Raw genomic sequence first — 14,604 nt, 5'->3', positions numbered from 1 at the left:
CTATTCCGGTTGGGCCATGGCAGGGTCCTTTGTGGTTCTGCTGACTTTGTCGTTGGCCAGCCATCGCTATTTCGAAATGCCCATGCAAGAGCTTTTGCGTAAACGGCTCTTCCATCGCTCCTGAGTGGCGACGAATCTCTGGGAAGAAACAGAGGGCCATTCTGAATTGTCGATCGAGGCAGGGGGTGTGAGCTGAGGGGTATGCAAGGGCTGTACGGGGTATCGATCGGGGCAATGCCCGTATCGAGGTCTTTCATGCGGAGGAGCGAGGAAGGTCTATGCCGCCTTTGCTAACGGATAGATACAGGCAAGGGTGTCCTGGAGCTGAGCTTGCGCTTCTTTGAGCAGGGCGGGGTGTTTGTCGGCTTTGAATTGCGTGCAGGCGAGGGCGAACGCATCGAATGCGGGCGGTTGGCTTGCCTTGGCCTGGACTAATTCGGCGTGATCGACTGTGGCACCGGCTAGGTGAACGATCGATGCATGGAGCGTAAATTCGCCGGCTTCGTTGGGGCTCAGTTGGTGGCGAATCGATTGCTCGATCTGGCTCGGCATGCTCCAGAAACGAATCAGTTCCGCGCCGACTTCGGTGAAGTCGCACCCGATGTTGGCTTGCTCCACTTCCGCTAACGGTGCGCTCAGGTTCCCGGCTTCCACGAGGGCCGATTGGGCCCGTTGCGGCACGGTTTGATAGAGCACCAGGTGTCCGATATCGCGCAATAGCCCCGCGATAAAGAACCGCTCACTATCCTCGATGCCACTGGCTTTAGCAATTTTCCCAGCCATCAGCGCGCACAAGACACTCTTGTGCCAATAGGCTGACAGATCCATGAGGTTGGAGGTCATGCCGGTAAAGGTCCGCCCGATGGTGCTGGCCGCTACCAGGTCACTGACGGCCTGCATCCCGATTAGATTGACGGCGCGTGTAACGGTGTCGATTTGTTTGGGGAAGCCGTAGAGGGGGCTATTGACGATTCTCAGCAGCCGGGCGGAAATAGCCGGGTCGATCTTCAATGCATCGGCCAAATCGTCCATCGTCGACTGCGGGGCGTCGACCACGTCCCGGACGCGAAGATAGATTTCCGGGAGGGTGAAAATATTCGAACATGAGCGAACAAGTTCTTGTGCTGACGACATGACCGTGCATCCTCCCTGCGTCTGATTCGAAGAGGCGTTCGGTTATCGTTATCGGTTGTTACTCATTCGAACTAAAGGGGTGAGGCCGAAAGTGTTCTTGCGGTGGGATTGAAGCAGGGGTCTGGCATTATTTCACCAGCCAGACACGATGGGTGTCGGCTCCGGTTGGTTTGGCCACTTTCAGGATCGCGGTGGTTCCGGGGCTTAGGACATCGTCGCCGGATGCGGTGCGTCGTGCTGGAAACCGATCGGTTCGGATCAGCAGACCCTGGCCGTCGTAGAAGTCCACCATGATACCGGCCGATTCTCTCAGCCCACACTGTACGCGGATGGAGTACATAAGAAGGCTGCTCGGTGAGAAGCGGCCTGTTTTCAGTTGTTCACGAGCCTGGACATGGCGTGTGAATTGGTCTGGTGGTCAACCAACTCATCCTCCCACCATAGGCAAAGGAACTGGTGCTACATCGAAGAGGGATTGAGGTGTGGGCTGGAAAGGGGGTTTCGAGTAATTCTTCTGCAAGAACAATAGGATAGCTTGACATGACGATTGTCTTCACGCAGACTCTCGCTCATGCAGGACCAGACCGAACAGACCCTTCTTGCCAGACTCGCTGAGCGAGTCGGCATCGCGGCTGAGTATCACGATATCGCAGGGACGCGGCACCTCACCTCCGATGACACCAGGCGCGCTATTTTGACTGCCATGGGCGTGACGGTCGATTCGACCGCATCCCTGACACAGGCGCTGCGAGAATGGGATGAGGCACCGTGGCAGCGGCCCTGCGATCCGGTGCGGATTCTGCGTGACGATGACCCGGGCGCTCCCCTGTCCTGTTGTCTCGCCTTTGAAGATGGGAAAGAACAATCGGTTGCGGTGGAGTGGCAGCTTCGCGATGAAGCGAACGCTGTGGTGCAGGAAGGGCTGGCAGGGCCTGGTCTCCCTGCCGTAGAGGTGCGTTTCCTCAATGGTCGACGGCATGTGCGTGTTGAGATCCCGACCCCGAAGGGGCTCTCGCTCGGGTACTACAGTCTCACGGTACGGGCCGAAGGTTTAGTGGGCGGGACTGTGGGGACGATGCGTATCATCGTGGCGCCTCGCCAATGTTATGTTCCTCCGTCGCTCGAAGCGAATCAGCGGTTGTGGGGATTGGCCTTGCAGCTCTATTCGTTATCCTCCAATCGGAATTGGGGCTGCGGGGACTTTACGGACCTTGGACGGATTGTGGCGTGGGCCGGGAAGGGGCTCGGGGCTGGAGTCATCGGGCTGAATCCGTTGCATGCCTTGCGGAATACCACGCCCTATCACATCAGTCCCTATGCACCGTTTAGCCGGCTCTATCTCAACGAACTCTATATCGATCTTGAGCGGTTGCCGGAGTTTTTTGGGTCGGAGGAGGCGCAAGCACAGTTCCGCGCTCCCGAGTTTCAAGCCAGACTTCAGGCGCAGCGTGAGAGTCGGCGGGTGGACTACGATGCGGTTGCGACGGCCAAGCGCACGATGCTCGATTTGGCGTACCGCAAGTTTCTCAACGATGCCTATGAAGGAGAGGAACCGAATCTTCAACCGAAGACGGCCCGCGCTTGGCTCTTGGAACGATTTATCCAGGCGGAAGGCACGCCGCTCGAATTGTATGCCACCTTCCAAACGTTAGAAGAAGAACGCCGGCTGATTCAATCCAAGTCCACCACCTGGCATGAGTGGCCGAAACAATTCCTCACCCCGGGCCCGCCGGTGCGTGAATATGCGAAACGGCACCGGAAGCGCATTCGGTTTTTTCAGTACATCCAGTGGGTCGCGAGTGAACAGCTGAACGAGGTTCGGCAGACGGCCGAGCAGCAGGCGATGCCGATCGGGCTGTATCACGACCTGGCGCTTGGCGCTGATCGGAATGGGGCCGAAGCCTGGGTCTATCAATCGGTGCTGGCGTTCGGGGCCGATTGCGGCGCTCCGCCCGATGCCTTTGCTCCAGAGGGGCAGAATTGGGGCTTGCCCCCGATCAACCCTCACGCACTCCGTGCCAGCGGCTATGAGATGATGATTCAGCTGTTACGGCATAATTTTCGTTCGGGCGGAGCCATTCGCTTGGACCATGTGATGGCGTTCTGCCGTCTGTTCTGGATCCCACGAGGCAGGCCTGCATCCGAGGGGACCTATGTGCAGTATCCCTTTGAAGATTTGTTGGCGATTGTGGCATTGGAGAGCGTGCGATCGAAGACCTTGGTGATCGGGGAAGACCTGGGTACAGTCCCCGATTGGGTGAGAGAGCATTTGGGCAAGGCGAGAGTGCTCTCGTATCGCGTGTTCTACTTCGAGCGCGGTGGGGACGGTGGATGGAAGTCGCCGGGCGATTATCCTGCACAATCATTGGCGGTCGCCACGACGCACGACTTGCCGACACTCACAGGGTTTTGGTCCGGGGAGGATCTCCAAGTCCGGGCAGGATTGGGCGCGTTCCCCGATGACGCGGCGCGCCAGCGGGCTTGGGAGGAACGGCTGCGCGACAAAGGGGGGATTCTCAGTGCTCTCAAGCGGGAGGGCCTTCTGCCGAATGGCGTGACCGAGGATCTGGCGACCGTGCCTGCCATGACGAACGAGCTCTGCCGGGCGATTCATCTCTATCTGGCTCGCACGCCCTCCTGGCTCGTGTTGGCAAATCTCGAAGATGGCTTGGGTGAGCTTTCGCAAACGAATCTTCCCGGGACGGTAGACAGTCATCCGAACTGGACCCGCAAGTATGCGGTTCCAGTGGAGAAAATCCTGGAGGATGAACGGATGCGAGAGCTCGGAGCTGTGTTGCGTTCGGTGCGCCCGCTAGGGTAAGACCTTTAGGCCGGATGCTGAAACAGGCCGCCAGCTTCGTTCTCGACTCATCGAAATCCTCAACGTACCCAGAGGGTACGCCTCCGGTTTCGACTCGCCTGCGGCCTTGCTGACAGCCTGTGTGAGGATCCGGCAACGTTCTGCTGTGATGAAATGATCGTTCGCCGCTTGCTAGAGACCTAGCCATGATTCATCTTCTGTGTGCGGATTCCCCACTTCCATGCTGAAACACAATCGCATTGTATTGGCGATCGCAGGGGCGGTGTTCCTGGCGATCATGGTGCTTGAAACGGTTGCTCCGGCAAATGTAGTCGGCGCGTATGGCTTTGTGTTGCCGATTTTGCTGGTGGCGACGGTGCGCAGTCGCATCCTGATGCTCGTCACGGTGGTCGCCTGTGTGGGGGCGACCTATTTGGGGCTGATGCAACCGACCAAGCCGGGGCGGTTTCAGGCGGCGGTGATCAATCGCAGCCTGGTTGCAGGGGTGCTGCTGGTCGTGGCCTATATCGGAATGACCTGGGAAGAACGCAAGGCGCGAGAGGAGGCGGCGCGTGCCGCGCTGGCCCAGGAAACGGAAAATCTTCTGAAGGCCAATACGCAGCTGGTCGATGCGAAAGACCAGCTGAATCGCTCGGAACGGTTAGCCGCAGTGGGGCAGCTGGTGGCGTCCGTGGCGCATGAGGTCGGTACGCCGCTGCATTCGATTGCCTGGCATGTGCAAGCGCTGGCTGAAGAGCCGGGTGTCACGCCGGAGATGAAGAAGCGGGTGACAATCATTGATGAGCAGCTCACACGGGTGGTTCGGATCATTCAGGATTTGCTCTCCTCCACCAGACCTCGTCAGCCTGAACCGACGTGGTTGCCCGTGGAGCAGGTGATCAGTCCGGCGACCGTGCTCATGGAGCCGGCTTTTCATGCAAAAGGGATCTCCTTGACGGTTGAGATTCCCGTGGACCTTCCACACGTGTGGGCTGATGCAGAGAAAATACACCAAGTGTTGGTCAATCTGTTGGCTAACGCCCTAGCAGCTACCCCACCGCATGGCGCGGTGAGCGTCGTCGTCGGGACTCGTGCCGCCTCCTCGGATGAACTGGACCTCGGTCGGCGAGTGGCCGAGGCGATGTCCCCTCTGGTGATCACGGTTGCGGTGCGGGATACCGGATGCGGCATGCCAGAGGCCAATGTGCAAAAAGCCTTTGAGCCATTTTTCACGACCAAGGCGGTTGGCAAGGGCACCGGATTAGGGCTATTCTTGAGCCGCGAAACGGTCTTGGCTCATGGCGGCAGTCTGTCGCTTGAGAGCGAACTGGGGCGCGGCACTACGGTCACGGTGATCTTGCCTGGACTAGAGGACGGCTCGACGAGCGTGAGAAAGAGGGATTGATGCCACCAGCGAATATTCTCGTAGTTGATGACGATGCAGTTGCCCGGGAGCTCTTGGCGGAGGCCTTGAAGAAGGAAGGATATGCTGTTGAGGCCTTTGCCAGCGGAGAAGAAGTCATTGCGCGTGGACGCCAGGGGCGCGTGGATTTGGTGCTGACGGATATTCGAATGGGCGCGGTCGACGGATTGACCGTGTTGCGTGAGTTCAAACGGATGAGCCCGGACACGGCGGTGGTCGTGCTGACTTCCTTCGGATCGCTTGAAGGGGCGATCGAAGCGATCAAGCAAGGAGCCTACGACTACCTGGCCAAGCCGTTTAAGAAAGAAGACATCAAGCTGGTGGTCAAGCGGAGTCTCGATCACTGTCAACTTGTCCGTGAAAATGCCAGGTTCCGGGAAGAGTTGAAGAGCAAGGATGATTGGTCCCCGTTAGTGGGGAGCAGTACCGCCATGTTGGAGGTGTATAAGCTGGTCGCGCGGGTGACTGAAAGTAAGAGCACGGTACTGCTACAAGGGGAAAGCGGGACCGGCAAGGAGTTGATTGCACGGGCGATTCACGCGAATGGATCCCGTCGTGACAAGCCGTTCATTCCGGTGAATTGCGGAGCGTTGCCCGATTCTCTGCTGGAATCTGAAATGTTCGGATACGAAAAGGGCGCATTTACCGGCGCGGTGGGGAATAAGATCGGCCTGTTCGAATCCGCGAACGGCGGTACGTTGTTTCTCGACGAAATCGGCGAGATGGGCCAGGCATTGCAAGTGAAGTTGTTGCGGGTGATGCAGGATCACGAAGTTCGCCGTGTCGGAAGCACGACATCGGCGAAGGTCGACGTCCGTATCATCGCGGCAACGAATCGAGATCTCGAGCAGCTGGTCAAAGAAGGGAAGTTTCGAGACGATTTATTTTATCGGCTCAATGTCGTACGGATCACGTTGCCGTCGCTGGTGGAGCGGCGTGAAGATATTCCGATGTTGGTGCATCACTTCTTGCAGAAATGCGCGGCGGGGGCGGCGCATGCGGTGCGTGGAGTGCTGCCCGAGACGATGACGTTGTTGACGCAGTACCGGTGGCCCGGCAATGTGCGCGAGTTGGAAAATGCCATTGAGCGGGCTGTCTCGTTGAGCCATGGTCCACTGCTCACGCCGGACGATTTGCCGGCGTCGTTACGCCAGACCGAGCTGCCGTCGAAGGAGACCGCCGGAGCGATCGATCACAAAGATGAGGTCTGTTTGACGCTTGAGGAGGTCGAGAAACGGCATCTGGTTCGCGTGCTGAAGGAAACCAAGGGGAATAAAGTCAAAGCGGCTAAGATTCTCGGCATCGATCGGCGGACGCTCTATCGGATGGCTGAGCGGTTTGGATTGGACCTCGGCGACGATGCCGATAGCGGAGAGAAAGAGTAGGGCTACAGAATTTGGAGTGCGTTCTTGATCAGCCGCAATTGATTTTCTGCGCTTTGGGGTGTTGCGGAGGGTGACTCTTCCCACCTGGTAAAAATCCCGTCTTTCCCTTCATACCGCACGTGCAGTCGAAGTCGGCTGCTGTTCTCGGATGCCGACGTCACCAGTACGTCCACACGGCTTCGTCCGGTACCGAAACGCCAGCGTAGCAACCAGTCCCAGGGGCCGTTAATTTCCTCTCGATAGCCGGTTGTCAGGTTCTCGTCATCCGTTCGATCGACGATGTAGCCTCCCTCGGTCAGGACCTGGGTCACGGCTGTTTTTACCTGATCGGACGTCGCGTGCAGCGTGACATCGATCACGTCCGGTTCATGGGGGATGGGAGGGCCAGCGCAAGCCGATGCCCAGATGACGAGGAGGGCGAGGCTGAGTATGCGAAAGGTGCCGGTCACTTGGCCTTGCTGTCTTTCAATCGATAGACGAGATGGGTGTCGGTTTGCGAGACGCCGTCGATCTCATGAATTCGCTTCAGGACTAGCTGGGTCAAGGCATCCTGGTCGGTCACTTCCACCACCACAATAATATCCGGCTTGCCCCAGCAGGGGTCGATGGTCTTGATCTGCTTGATGGCGGATAATGCCCGCACCACTTCGCTGGTCTGTCCCGGCATGACATTGATGAGCACATAGGCCCGATCCGACATAATGATCCCGCCATCGACTGGAGCATGAATCGTACAGGGTACCGCAGGAATAGCGGGTTCGTTGCCAACGTAGCGGATGCCCGTCGTCTCTGTCAATCCTGGAGCGCGTCCTGTCGATTTGCTGAGTGTGACGTCGGCAGACTTCGACCTCTTCATTGCTATCCTCATTTCGGGGCGACGAGTACGTCGATGATAAATGAATCACTGACACTGGTGAGATCCGCTTCAAGGCCTCGCGGATTCCCGATGCGGCCTTCGGGGTCGTACATAAAACAGAGAAGCGTCGCGCAGCGCTCGTGGGATCGATACCGGTCTGCATCAATCTTGAGTTGGGCTGTGAGGTCTTTCGCGCTGAGGCCTGGGCGTGTTTTTTTGACAAGCACAGCCAGCCGGCCGTTGTTCAACAAGAATGTCGTGCGCGGGGATCCCGCGGCATAACTCGGGGCCCATTCATCCGTGCCGATATCGTCGAAATGGGTCCGCAAGATTGCGTGCAGCAGATCTTGTGCGTCGAACTCGTCCTCCACACTTAACGTTGCGCGGTGCTCCCCACGGAGCCGCAATTGCCGAGCCACAGCATGGAATCGACTGCAGAGTCCCTTGACGAGGTCGAGCGGATCCGACTCAGCCAGAAGAGATTGAGGCATTGTCGCTTGGGTGCGGGCAGGGGTAGCCGGCATTGAGGGAGAAGGCTGTTGCGCCTCCTGCGCTGGTCTGGCCGAGAGCATTGGAGGAACGACAGTCTCGGTGGCATGTCGTGGCGGAGCGGTCTGCGGAGTCGATGTTGACGGATGAAGGGCTGCCGGGGCAGGGAGAATCACCGGGTGAGGTGGCGCAGACGATGTCGCTGTCTGAGTCTGTGCCAGAGGATCCGTCAGCGGCGGGGGCACATCCGGTGCTGCGGTGGCTGATGATGGATCGAGAGGGGTCGTCATGGCGACAGACATGATCAGTGGCGGTGACGCAACTGGTGCCGTGTGCAGCATGGCCATCTGGACCGTTGGAATCGATGCCGGCACGAGCGTCATCTGTGGAGGCCCTCCTCCCTGTAGCTCATGTTTCTTTTGCTCAATCTTGGCAATTAGCGTCTTGATCAGGGCAATGCTCCGTTGGGTCTCCTCAGGACTGTCCATGAGAAGTTTGTGCTGGCGGTGTTCCTGAAACTCCGTGGACTTCTCGCCGAAGGTGCGGCGAACACATTCACGGAATTGTAACTCTGTTCTTGCCCTGGCTGCGTCCATATAGGGAAAGCCTTCTCGTCCGAGGTCTTCCACCTGTGAGAGAAATTCCTGGAGCTTTCCAACGCCACGGGTGAGCTCTTCAACCGTGGCAGTTTTCGATCGAGCGCGTGATTGGTCCGATGTTTTGGCGCGTGGCATAGGTGTGGAGAAAGTCTAGCCCAGCCGCTACAACGCGGCAAGAAAACATAGGAAAGTGAACAGGTCAGCTGGACGTCGGTTGAGGGAGGAGGTTGGTTCGTTTCACTGAATGGTGATGGTGCGAAGGCAGGGGCGAGGTTGATTTGGTGCCCCCGATACGAATTGAACGTACGACCTAGCGTTTAGGAAACGCTTGCTCTATCCAACTGAGCTACGGGGGCAACGGGGGCTACGATACTGCAGGAATCGAGGAAAGTCTAGCGGGGAGTGTGGTCACAGTGGCCTGGCTCCAAGAGGATTCCGTGAAGATTGATCTGGGGTTGGGAGGGGCGGAGTTGAGGTGCATTGGAACGAGCGGTCAGCCATACCATCGAACGTCTTGCTTGGCAATCGACGCGCCGGCGGATTCGTCGATTGAAAGTGGTGCTGCGGCGAGCACCTCATGGACCAGTTGCAGGAGGGTTTCAACGGAAAATGGTTTTTGGAGAAAAGGGACGTGGTCAGTGGAGAGGTGATAGGCCTTGCGATCTTGTTCAGACAAGCTCGACATCAGGATCACCCGGAGCGTCTTTTTCATATCCAGGGTTCGTTGGATGATTTCGTGACCATGGACCCGCGGATAGGGATTTTTGGTGGAGGCAAACTTAAGGCCTGGCGGTGGAAGCATCAGATCGGTCACGAGTAAATCGATCGGCTCTGTATGGGTAGCTAAGATCTTTAATGATTCTGAGCTGCCCTCCGCTTCGAGGACTGTAAATCCCTCGGCTCGGAGGGTTTTCACGCAGATCAGGCGCATTGACGGGTCATCGTCAACGATCAGAATTATTTTGGTGGAGGATGGGGGCACAGGTGCCTGTTTCTTCATGAGGACCTCCTGGCTCGGTCAATCGCCGAACGGGTTGAGCCAACCGTCGTATCTGTAGGTCGTAGATGTTCAAGGTCTCTATCGGTCTTGCTCCAGGAAACTTAAACGGGCAGGCAGGGGCCTAGTGAGGATAGAGATCTAGCCGTGGCTTCTTCCTGTGTTATCAGGTGCTGGTACCTGTGAAATCGCTGGGAGCGGCTGTGTTGAGGGAGCGAACGCGATCGACTGCGACTACGGGGTTGTTGGCGTCTTCCCGGTTTTTTGAGCGAAGAGATCGCTCTTTTCAGGAATTTGCGTGAGCAGGTCGGCGCGAATCTGAAAGATGCCGGGGGTCCGTTGCCCCATCGCATAGGCCAGGCCGTTGGCATGGCTCCCGATCAAGAGTTTTCCGGCAATCTTTCCATCCCGCCCTGTGGCGATGAATTCCGCTGCCGGTGCCACGAGCCCATAGGGCGCCAATGGTCCGGCCTGTTTGATAACCCGTTCTTCTGCCGGCACATTCGCGACACGGCTGACAAAGAGATCGGTGGCCTGTTGGTCCAATGGTTCCGGCCGATCTTCCATGACCCATTCTTTTTGTTGATTGATCAAGACATAGTGTTCGGTTGCGGTTTTCACCGAGAGCATGGCGATATCCGTGTAATCGATGCCGAGCAGCCGCTTGTCTTGGAAGGAAAAGAGCTCTTTGGTCAGGTCTTTGATCGCGGTGGGATTGATGCGGTACAGCGGGCCAGTGGGGGTCATTTCCGCAAAGGCTTCGCCGCTGGCTGGGTCCGGCTGGTAGAGCTTGACCGTTTGATCCCCATCGGACGTATGGATGGCGATTTTGACTTTTGGCGCGGTGAGTGTGTTCGCCAAGGCGTCTCGTTCGGGGCCCGGATCGACGATGCCCAACGCTTTGAGGTCTTCGAGTCTGAACAACAGGGTTCGCACCTCCGTTTGATCCGCTTCTGCTTCAATCGGGTAGCGAAGCCTCCATTTGCTCTTGGGTTTCTCCTGTGTCTGATAGAGCGCGATTTCTGTGGTCGGGTAGGTCAGTCGGATCTGTTCGACGTTGCCTTGTGAGAGGCGCAAGAGGTCTTTGCGTCGAAATGTCATCAAGGTTTTGTTGACGAAGTCTTTGGGGGCCAGATTGGTGAGCAGGACCTTGCGATCCGATTCACGAAGGACGTACAGCGTAGAGGAGAGAGGTCCGCTATCTCCGATGGAGAGCGTCTCCCGTTCGGTGCCGGCCATGATGGTGATGGTGGTGATCGGGTCGTCGAGTCCATAGGGGGCCAAGTTCGCGGGGCGGTCTTCGACGATACGGGTCACGGCACCGGTGACTAAGGCTCTGATGAGATTCTGTAGTTCCCGCTGATCTGCGTCAGTCTTGAGGGGCGCGGTCATCATCCAGCCCTTCTCAGGAGTCCTGGCAAAGACGAGTTCGTGCCGGTCGGTTTTGACGGTGAGTCCTGTGAGCATTTGCTGGTCAAGGAGCAGGACCTTCTTGTCGGCAGTCTCTTGCTGCTCGTGCGACTCTTGCTGGGGGAGTTCGATGGCATAGAGGTAGAGGCCGAGCCCAGCCAATACGAGTGCCATGACGAATGTGGGCCAATAACGCATCGTTCTATAGGCGCCGACGTTTTCGCCAGACCATGATGCCGGCGATACACATGGTGGCCGGCAGGAGGATGACTTGTAGATAGAGCAGGGCTCGTTCCTGTAATGGGTTGGGCGTAAACGGTCGAAGCGCGGAATCTCTCGGGGCGATCGCCATCATGTTCCGTTCTTCAGCCAACCATCCAGCCGTATGGAGGAAAAAATCGCTGTTGCCGGGAAAGTTGACGAAGGCATTGGTCGCAAACGTGGAATTGCCGATGACCACGATGGCTGGACGGGGCTTGCCTTCTTCCGGTGTGATTTTTGGTGTAAGGGCCGCAGCCATCGGTAGGGGGCCTTTGATGTCTTCCTTTTCATCGAGGTTGACGACACGGCCCTTCAAGTCGGTTTCTGCCCAACTGTTTGGGGATGTGCGGGCAAGCGGCACGTAGTCCCATGCCGCGCCAACCTGTTCGTCAAAGGTGATATGCCGTGCAAGGGGAAAGAGCACGGCCGCGGAGAGGTCCTGCGTAATTTCATGTTCGGTGAACGTGCGGACAAGCAGGGAGGTGAGATCGCCTTGGGCCAGTCGATCTTGTAAATCGACCAGAGATCCAGGGCCGACTCCCAGGCCCCACCGCTTGAGCAAGGGATTCAGGTCTGCTTGCGTATTCGGGTCGAGCAGCAGCAGCAGATGGCCGCCTTTTTCCACATAGCTATGAATACGTTCTTGCTCCTCGATGATCACCGGACGACGGGGGCCGGCGACGACGAGGATGGCGGTGTGATCCGGTACGGCGGTTTCTTTCAGCAGGCTGACGGTGCCGACGTCGTACCCCTGCTTGACCAGGATTTCTCTGGCGGTAGACAACCCGGTTCGTTCCCGATCGTCGAGACTTGGTTCACCATGCCCTTCGAGAAAGAGTACGCGCTTCTTGCTGTCTTGAGACACGCGGATAAATGCTCCGGTCAGTTCCACCTCCGAAGGAGCGGTGATACGAACCATGTGTCCGCCGCTTTCGAATACGGCTGTGTCAGTTCTGGAAATACCATAGGTTTGAGCAATTTTCGGCTGCCGTTCCGGGTCGACGAATTCCACGGTAATCTTTGAGCTGGCCTGCCGATAGCTATCGAGCCGTTCCTTGTAGGACTGGTAGCCGGGGTCTTTTTCTCTGGTGAACACGGTGACGAGCACCTCGCGCGGGAGATTTCTGAGCACGCGATGTGTTTGCGGGGAGAGGGAGAAGTTTTGGTTTTCCGACAGGTCCCAACGAATGGAATGACGGGCCGGGAGAAAGTTCACGATGGCGAGGATGCTGATGAAGAGAAGGATCATTAGCAGGCTGTTGGCGCCCATACGTGTCGAACGGCGAGTGGAGAAGGCTTTCAGGCTGCCGAAATGGACGACGGCGAAGAGGATGAGACAGAGCAGCGCGGATCCCTCCATGAGGGTGACGAGCCAGAGTTTCTCCGGAGCGAGGCTGTAGCCGACCGCGCCGGCTACGGCCAGGGCTACTCCGACTACGCCAAGTGGAATCGTTTTGAGGCTCATTTCCATCGTGATGAATCCACGACTCGGTGAGACAGAAAGAGCATCAAGGCGAGGCCGCTAAAAAAGTAGACGAGGTCCTTCGTGTCGACCAACCCACGGACTAAATGGTCGTAATGTTCCATAAATGACAAGTATGAGATGGCCTGCCCAATGGCCGTTTCTCCGAGGAGTGAGCCGACACCGGCGAGGAGCCAGAGGACCAGTAGCAGGCCAAAGCTGATAAAGGCCGCGACGATCTGGTTTTCTGTCAGGGCCGAGGCTAGCAGGCCGACGGAGAGAAAGAGGGCGCCAAGCAAGACCAGTCCCAAGTAGCCGGTCAGCACGGGATACCAATCGAAGTCGCAGAAGAGCGCGAGTACAAGCGGCATGAGCCCGGTCAGTCCGAGCAACCCCAAAAAGACGAGGAAGACACTCATGAATTTGCCGACGACAATTTCGTTGATGCCGATCGGAGAGGTCAAGAGGAATTCAAAGGTGCGGAGTTTCCGTTCTTCGGCGAAGAGCCGCATCGTCAGGATCGGCAGAATAATCAATAGGATGAATCGCACGCTGGAGAACAGATTCCGGAAGACTAAGTCGTTCAGATTGATCTGAGCTGTTCCCTGCATCTGCATCAGCTGAATTGCCTGGGCTCCTGCAAAGACGACGTAAAGATAGGAGAGCAGTCCTACAATTAAGAGAAACACCGCCCCTACGACATACACTACGGGTGAGACGAAATAGGAGCGCAGCTCTTTGGCGATGATGGCTTGGACTGGTGTCATGCTGGCTGGCCTGATGGTTCTGCTGGCGTCACCACCTCGTCTTGTCCGAGGCCGGCTTCGTCTTTTGTCAATTGGAGAAAGACGTCTTCCAATGTCATCGAGATGGCTTTTAACTCAAGCAGTCCCCATCCACTGATGACTGCCAGCCGAGCCACCTCTTCCCTTGCATCTCGGCCCAGGTCGCATTCCAGAAGAAAGGTGCCGGGGATGCCGCTCGCAAACACGTTCTGGACCCCTTGGACGGCCTTCAGGCGGCTGTCGGTATCTGCCGCGGGAGATTTGAGCGTGAGCGAGATTTTTTCGGACTGGCGCAACCGCGCAGAGAGTTGGTCCGGCGTGTCTTCGGCCACGATCCGTCCGCCGCTGATGATGACGACGCGCTGGCACACGGCGGTGGCTTCAGGAAGAATGTGGGTGCTGAGAATCACGGAATGAGAGCCGGCCAGATTCTTGATCAACTCCCTGATCTCGATGATTTGTTTCGGGTCGAGTCCGACAGTCGGCTCGTCCAGGATTAATACTTGAGGATCGTGGAGCAACGCTTGGGCTAAGCCGACGCGCTGGCGGTATCCGCGGGACAGATTTCCGATGAGCCGGTACTGCACCGTGCCAAGGCCGAGCCGCTCGATTTCGCGTTGCATGGCCGAGGTGAGCGTTTTCCCGGTCAGGCCACGGAGGCGGCCGACAAACTGAAGATATTCTGTGACGGTCAATTCGAGGTAGACCGGGGGCGTCTCCGGCAAGTACCCGATCCGGCGTTTTACTTCGAGCGGCTGGTCCGCACAGTCGAATCCTGCCACTCGTGCCGTGCCCTCGGTAGCCGGCATGAAGCAGGTCAAGATACGCATGGTGGTCGTTTTCCCTGCCCCATTGGGACCCAGGAACGCCAACACCTCGCCTTTTGCGACAGAAAAACTGACCCGATCGATCGCGGTATGGTGCCCATACCGCTTCGTGATCTGTTGGACTTCAATCATATGCGCTGACTTGGATCGTGTGAGTTTGTGGCGCACAGCCGGCG

Annotated in this window: 13 protein-coding genes and 1 tRNA gene; 3 read left to right on the top strand and 11 right to left on the bottom strand. The window is 57.5% G+C overall.

The features are described from left to right. Positions 1–276 precede the first annotated feature (276 nt). Both Q8N00_09370 and Q8N00_09365 read right to left on the bottom strand, forming a co-directional pair. The gene (locus Q8N00_09370) at positions 277–1,134 is read right to left on the bottom strand and encodes an HDOD domain-containing protein (protein MDP2383000.1); all 858 of its coding nucleotides are present in this window, start codon (positions 1,132–1,134) and stop codon (positions 277–279) included. 127 nt (positions 1,135–1,261) lie between these two features. After that, positions 1,262–1,474 (bottom strand): hypothetical protein, encoded by a 213-nt coding sequence (locus tag Q8N00_09365; GenBank protein ID MDP2382999.1) that lies wholly within the window; start codon positions 1,472–1,474, stop codon positions 1,262–1,264. A 231-nt stretch (positions 1,475–1,705) separates the two neighbouring features. On the opposite strand from Q8N00_09365, the gene malQ reads away from it, so the two are divergent. The 3 genes from malQ (at position 1,706) to Q8N00_09350 (ending at position 6,742) form a co-directional block, all read left to right on the top strand. Then, positions 1,706–3,955, top strand: coding sequence for a 4-alpha-glucanotransferase (gene malQ / locus Q8N00_09360; protein ID MDP2382998.1), 2,250 nt, complete (start codon positions 1,706–1,708; stop codon positions 3,953–3,955). Positions 3,956–4,175: 220 nt separating this feature from the next. Further along, positions 4,176–5,339 carry an ATP-binding protein gene (locus Q8N00_09355; GenBank protein MDP2382997.1) on the top strand — a complete coding sequence of 388 codons (1,164 nt, stop codon included), beginning with the start codon at positions 4,176–4,178 and terminating at the stop codon, positions 5,337–5,339. Further along, positions 5,339–6,742, top strand: coding sequence for a sigma-54 dependent transcriptional regulator (locus Q8N00_09350; protein ID MDP2382996.1), 1,404 nt, complete (start codon positions 5,339–5,341; stop codon positions 6,740–6,742). The genes Q8N00_09355 and Q8N00_09350 overlap by 1 nt, the downstream gene beginning before the upstream one ends. Before the next feature lie 2 nt (positions 6,743–6,744). Here Q8N00_09350 and Q8N00_09345 read toward each other — a convergent pair whose 3' ends face one another. From Q8N00_09345 to Q8N00_09305, 9 genes are all read right to left on the bottom strand, one after another. Beyond that, a complete protein-coding gene (locus tag Q8N00_09345; protein ID MDP2382995.1) occupies positions 6,745–7,191 on the bottom strand; it encodes a hypothetical protein in 447 nt (148 codons plus the stop codon). Then, complete coding sequence (locus tag Q8N00_09340; protein ID MDP2382994.1) at positions 7,188–7,598, bottom strand: Lrp/AsnC ligand binding domain-containing protein; 411 nt, start codon at positions 7,596–7,598, stop codon at positions 7,188–7,190. Before Q8N00_09340 ends, Q8N00_09345 begins: the two co-directional genes overlap by 4 nt. A gap of 8 nt (positions 7,599–7,606) precedes the next feature. Then, on the bottom strand, positions 7,607–8,821 hold the full coding sequence (locus Q8N00_09335) for a hypothetical protein (GenBank protein MDP2382993.1): 1,215 nt from the start codon (positions 8,819–8,821) through the stop codon (positions 7,607–7,609). Between the two features lie 144 nt (positions 8,822–8,965). Continuing rightward, positions 8,966–9,042, bottom strand: a tRNA-Arg gene (locus tag Q8N00_09330). 137 nt (positions 9,043–9,179) lie between these two features. Beyond that, a complete protein-coding gene (locus Q8N00_09325; protein MDP2382992.1) occupies positions 9,180–9,686 on the bottom strand; it encodes a response regulator in 507 nt (168 codons plus the stop codon). A 231-nt stretch (positions 9,687–9,917) separates the two neighbouring features. After that, on the bottom strand, positions 9,918–11,267 hold the full coding sequence (locus Q8N00_09320; protein MDP2382991.1) for a DUF4340 domain-containing protein: 1,350 nt from the start codon (positions 11,265–11,267) through the stop codon (positions 9,918–9,920). A gap of 28 nt (positions 11,268–11,295) precedes the next feature. Next, positions 11,296–12,825: a Gldg family protein gene (locus Q8N00_09315; GenBank protein MDP2382990.1), complete on the bottom strand. Its 1,530-nt coding sequence runs from the start codon at positions 12,823–12,825 to the stop codon at positions 11,296–11,298. Continuing rightward, positions 12,816–13,583: an ABC transporter permease gene (locus Q8N00_09310; GenBank protein MDP2382989.1), complete on the bottom strand. Its 768-nt coding sequence runs from the start codon at positions 13,581–13,583 to the stop codon at positions 12,816–12,818. The genes Q8N00_09315 and Q8N00_09310 overlap by 10 nt, the downstream gene beginning before the upstream one ends. Continuing rightward, complete coding sequence (locus Q8N00_09305) at positions 13,580–14,560, bottom strand: ATP-binding cassette domain-containing protein (GenBank protein ID MDP2382988.1); 981 nt, start codon at positions 14,558–14,560, stop codon at positions 13,580–13,582. Before Q8N00_09305 ends, Q8N00_09310 begins: the two co-directional genes overlap by 4 nt. Positions 14,561–14,604 lie beyond the last annotated feature (44 nt).

The organism is Nitrospirota bacterium, assembly GCA_030684575.1.
Lineage (GTDB): Bacteria > Nitrospirota > Nitrospiria > Nitrospirales > Nitrospiraceae > Palsa-1315.
Note: the sequence above shows the minus strand (reverse complement) of the source record. Positions and strands in the feature narration are given on the sequence as shown.

Excerpts from the sequence above, each read along its gene's own strand:
- Q8N00_09325 (MDP2382992.1), bottom strand. The coding sequence starts at position 9,686 with ATGAAGAAACAGGCACCTGTGCCCCCATCCTCCACCAAAATAATTCTG.
- Q8N00_09335 (MDP2382993.1), bottom strand. The coding sequence starts at position 8,821 with ATGCCACGCGCCAAAACATCGGACCAATCACGCGCTCGATCGAAAACT.
- Q8N00_09355 (MDP2382997.1), top strand. The coding sequence starts at position 4,176 with ATGCTGAAACACAATCGCATTGTATTGGCGATCGCAGGGGCGGTGTTC.
- malQ (MDP2382998.1), top strand. The coding sequence starts at position 1,706 with ATGCAGGACCAGACCGAACAGACCCTTCTTGCCAGACTCGCTGAGCGA.
- Q8N00_09310 (MDP2382989.1), bottom strand. The coding sequence starts at position 13,583 with ATGACACCAGTCCAAGCCATCATCGCCAAAGAGCTGCGCTCCTATTTC.
- Q8N00_09320 (MDP2382991.1), bottom strand. The coding sequence starts at position 11,267 with ATGGCACTCGTATTGGCTGGGCTCGGCCTCTACCTCTATGCCATCGAA.
- Q8N00_09365 (MDP2382999.1), bottom strand. The coding sequence starts at position 1,474 with ATGTACTCCATCCGCGTACAGTGTGGGCTGAGAGAATCGGCCGGTATC.
- Q8N00_09305 (MDP2382988.1), bottom strand. The coding sequence starts at position 14,560 with ATGATTGAAGTCCAACAGATCACGAAGCGGTATGGGCACCATACCGCG.
- Q8N00_09350 (MDP2382996.1), top strand. The coding sequence starts at position 5,339 with ATGCCACCAGCGAATATTCTCGTAGTTGATGACGATGCAGTTGCCCGG.
- Q8N00_09370 (MDP2383000.1), bottom strand. The coding sequence starts at position 1,134 with ATGTCGTCAGCACAAGAACTTGTTCGCTCATGTTCGAATATTTTCACC.
- Q8N00_09340 (MDP2382994.1), bottom strand. The coding sequence starts at position 7,598 with ATGAAGAGGTCGAAGTCTGCCGACGTCACACTCAGCAAATCGACAGGA.
- Q8N00_09315 (MDP2382990.1), bottom strand. The coding sequence starts at position 12,825 with ATGGAAATGAGCCTCAAAACGATTCCACTTGGCGTAGTCGGAGTAGCC.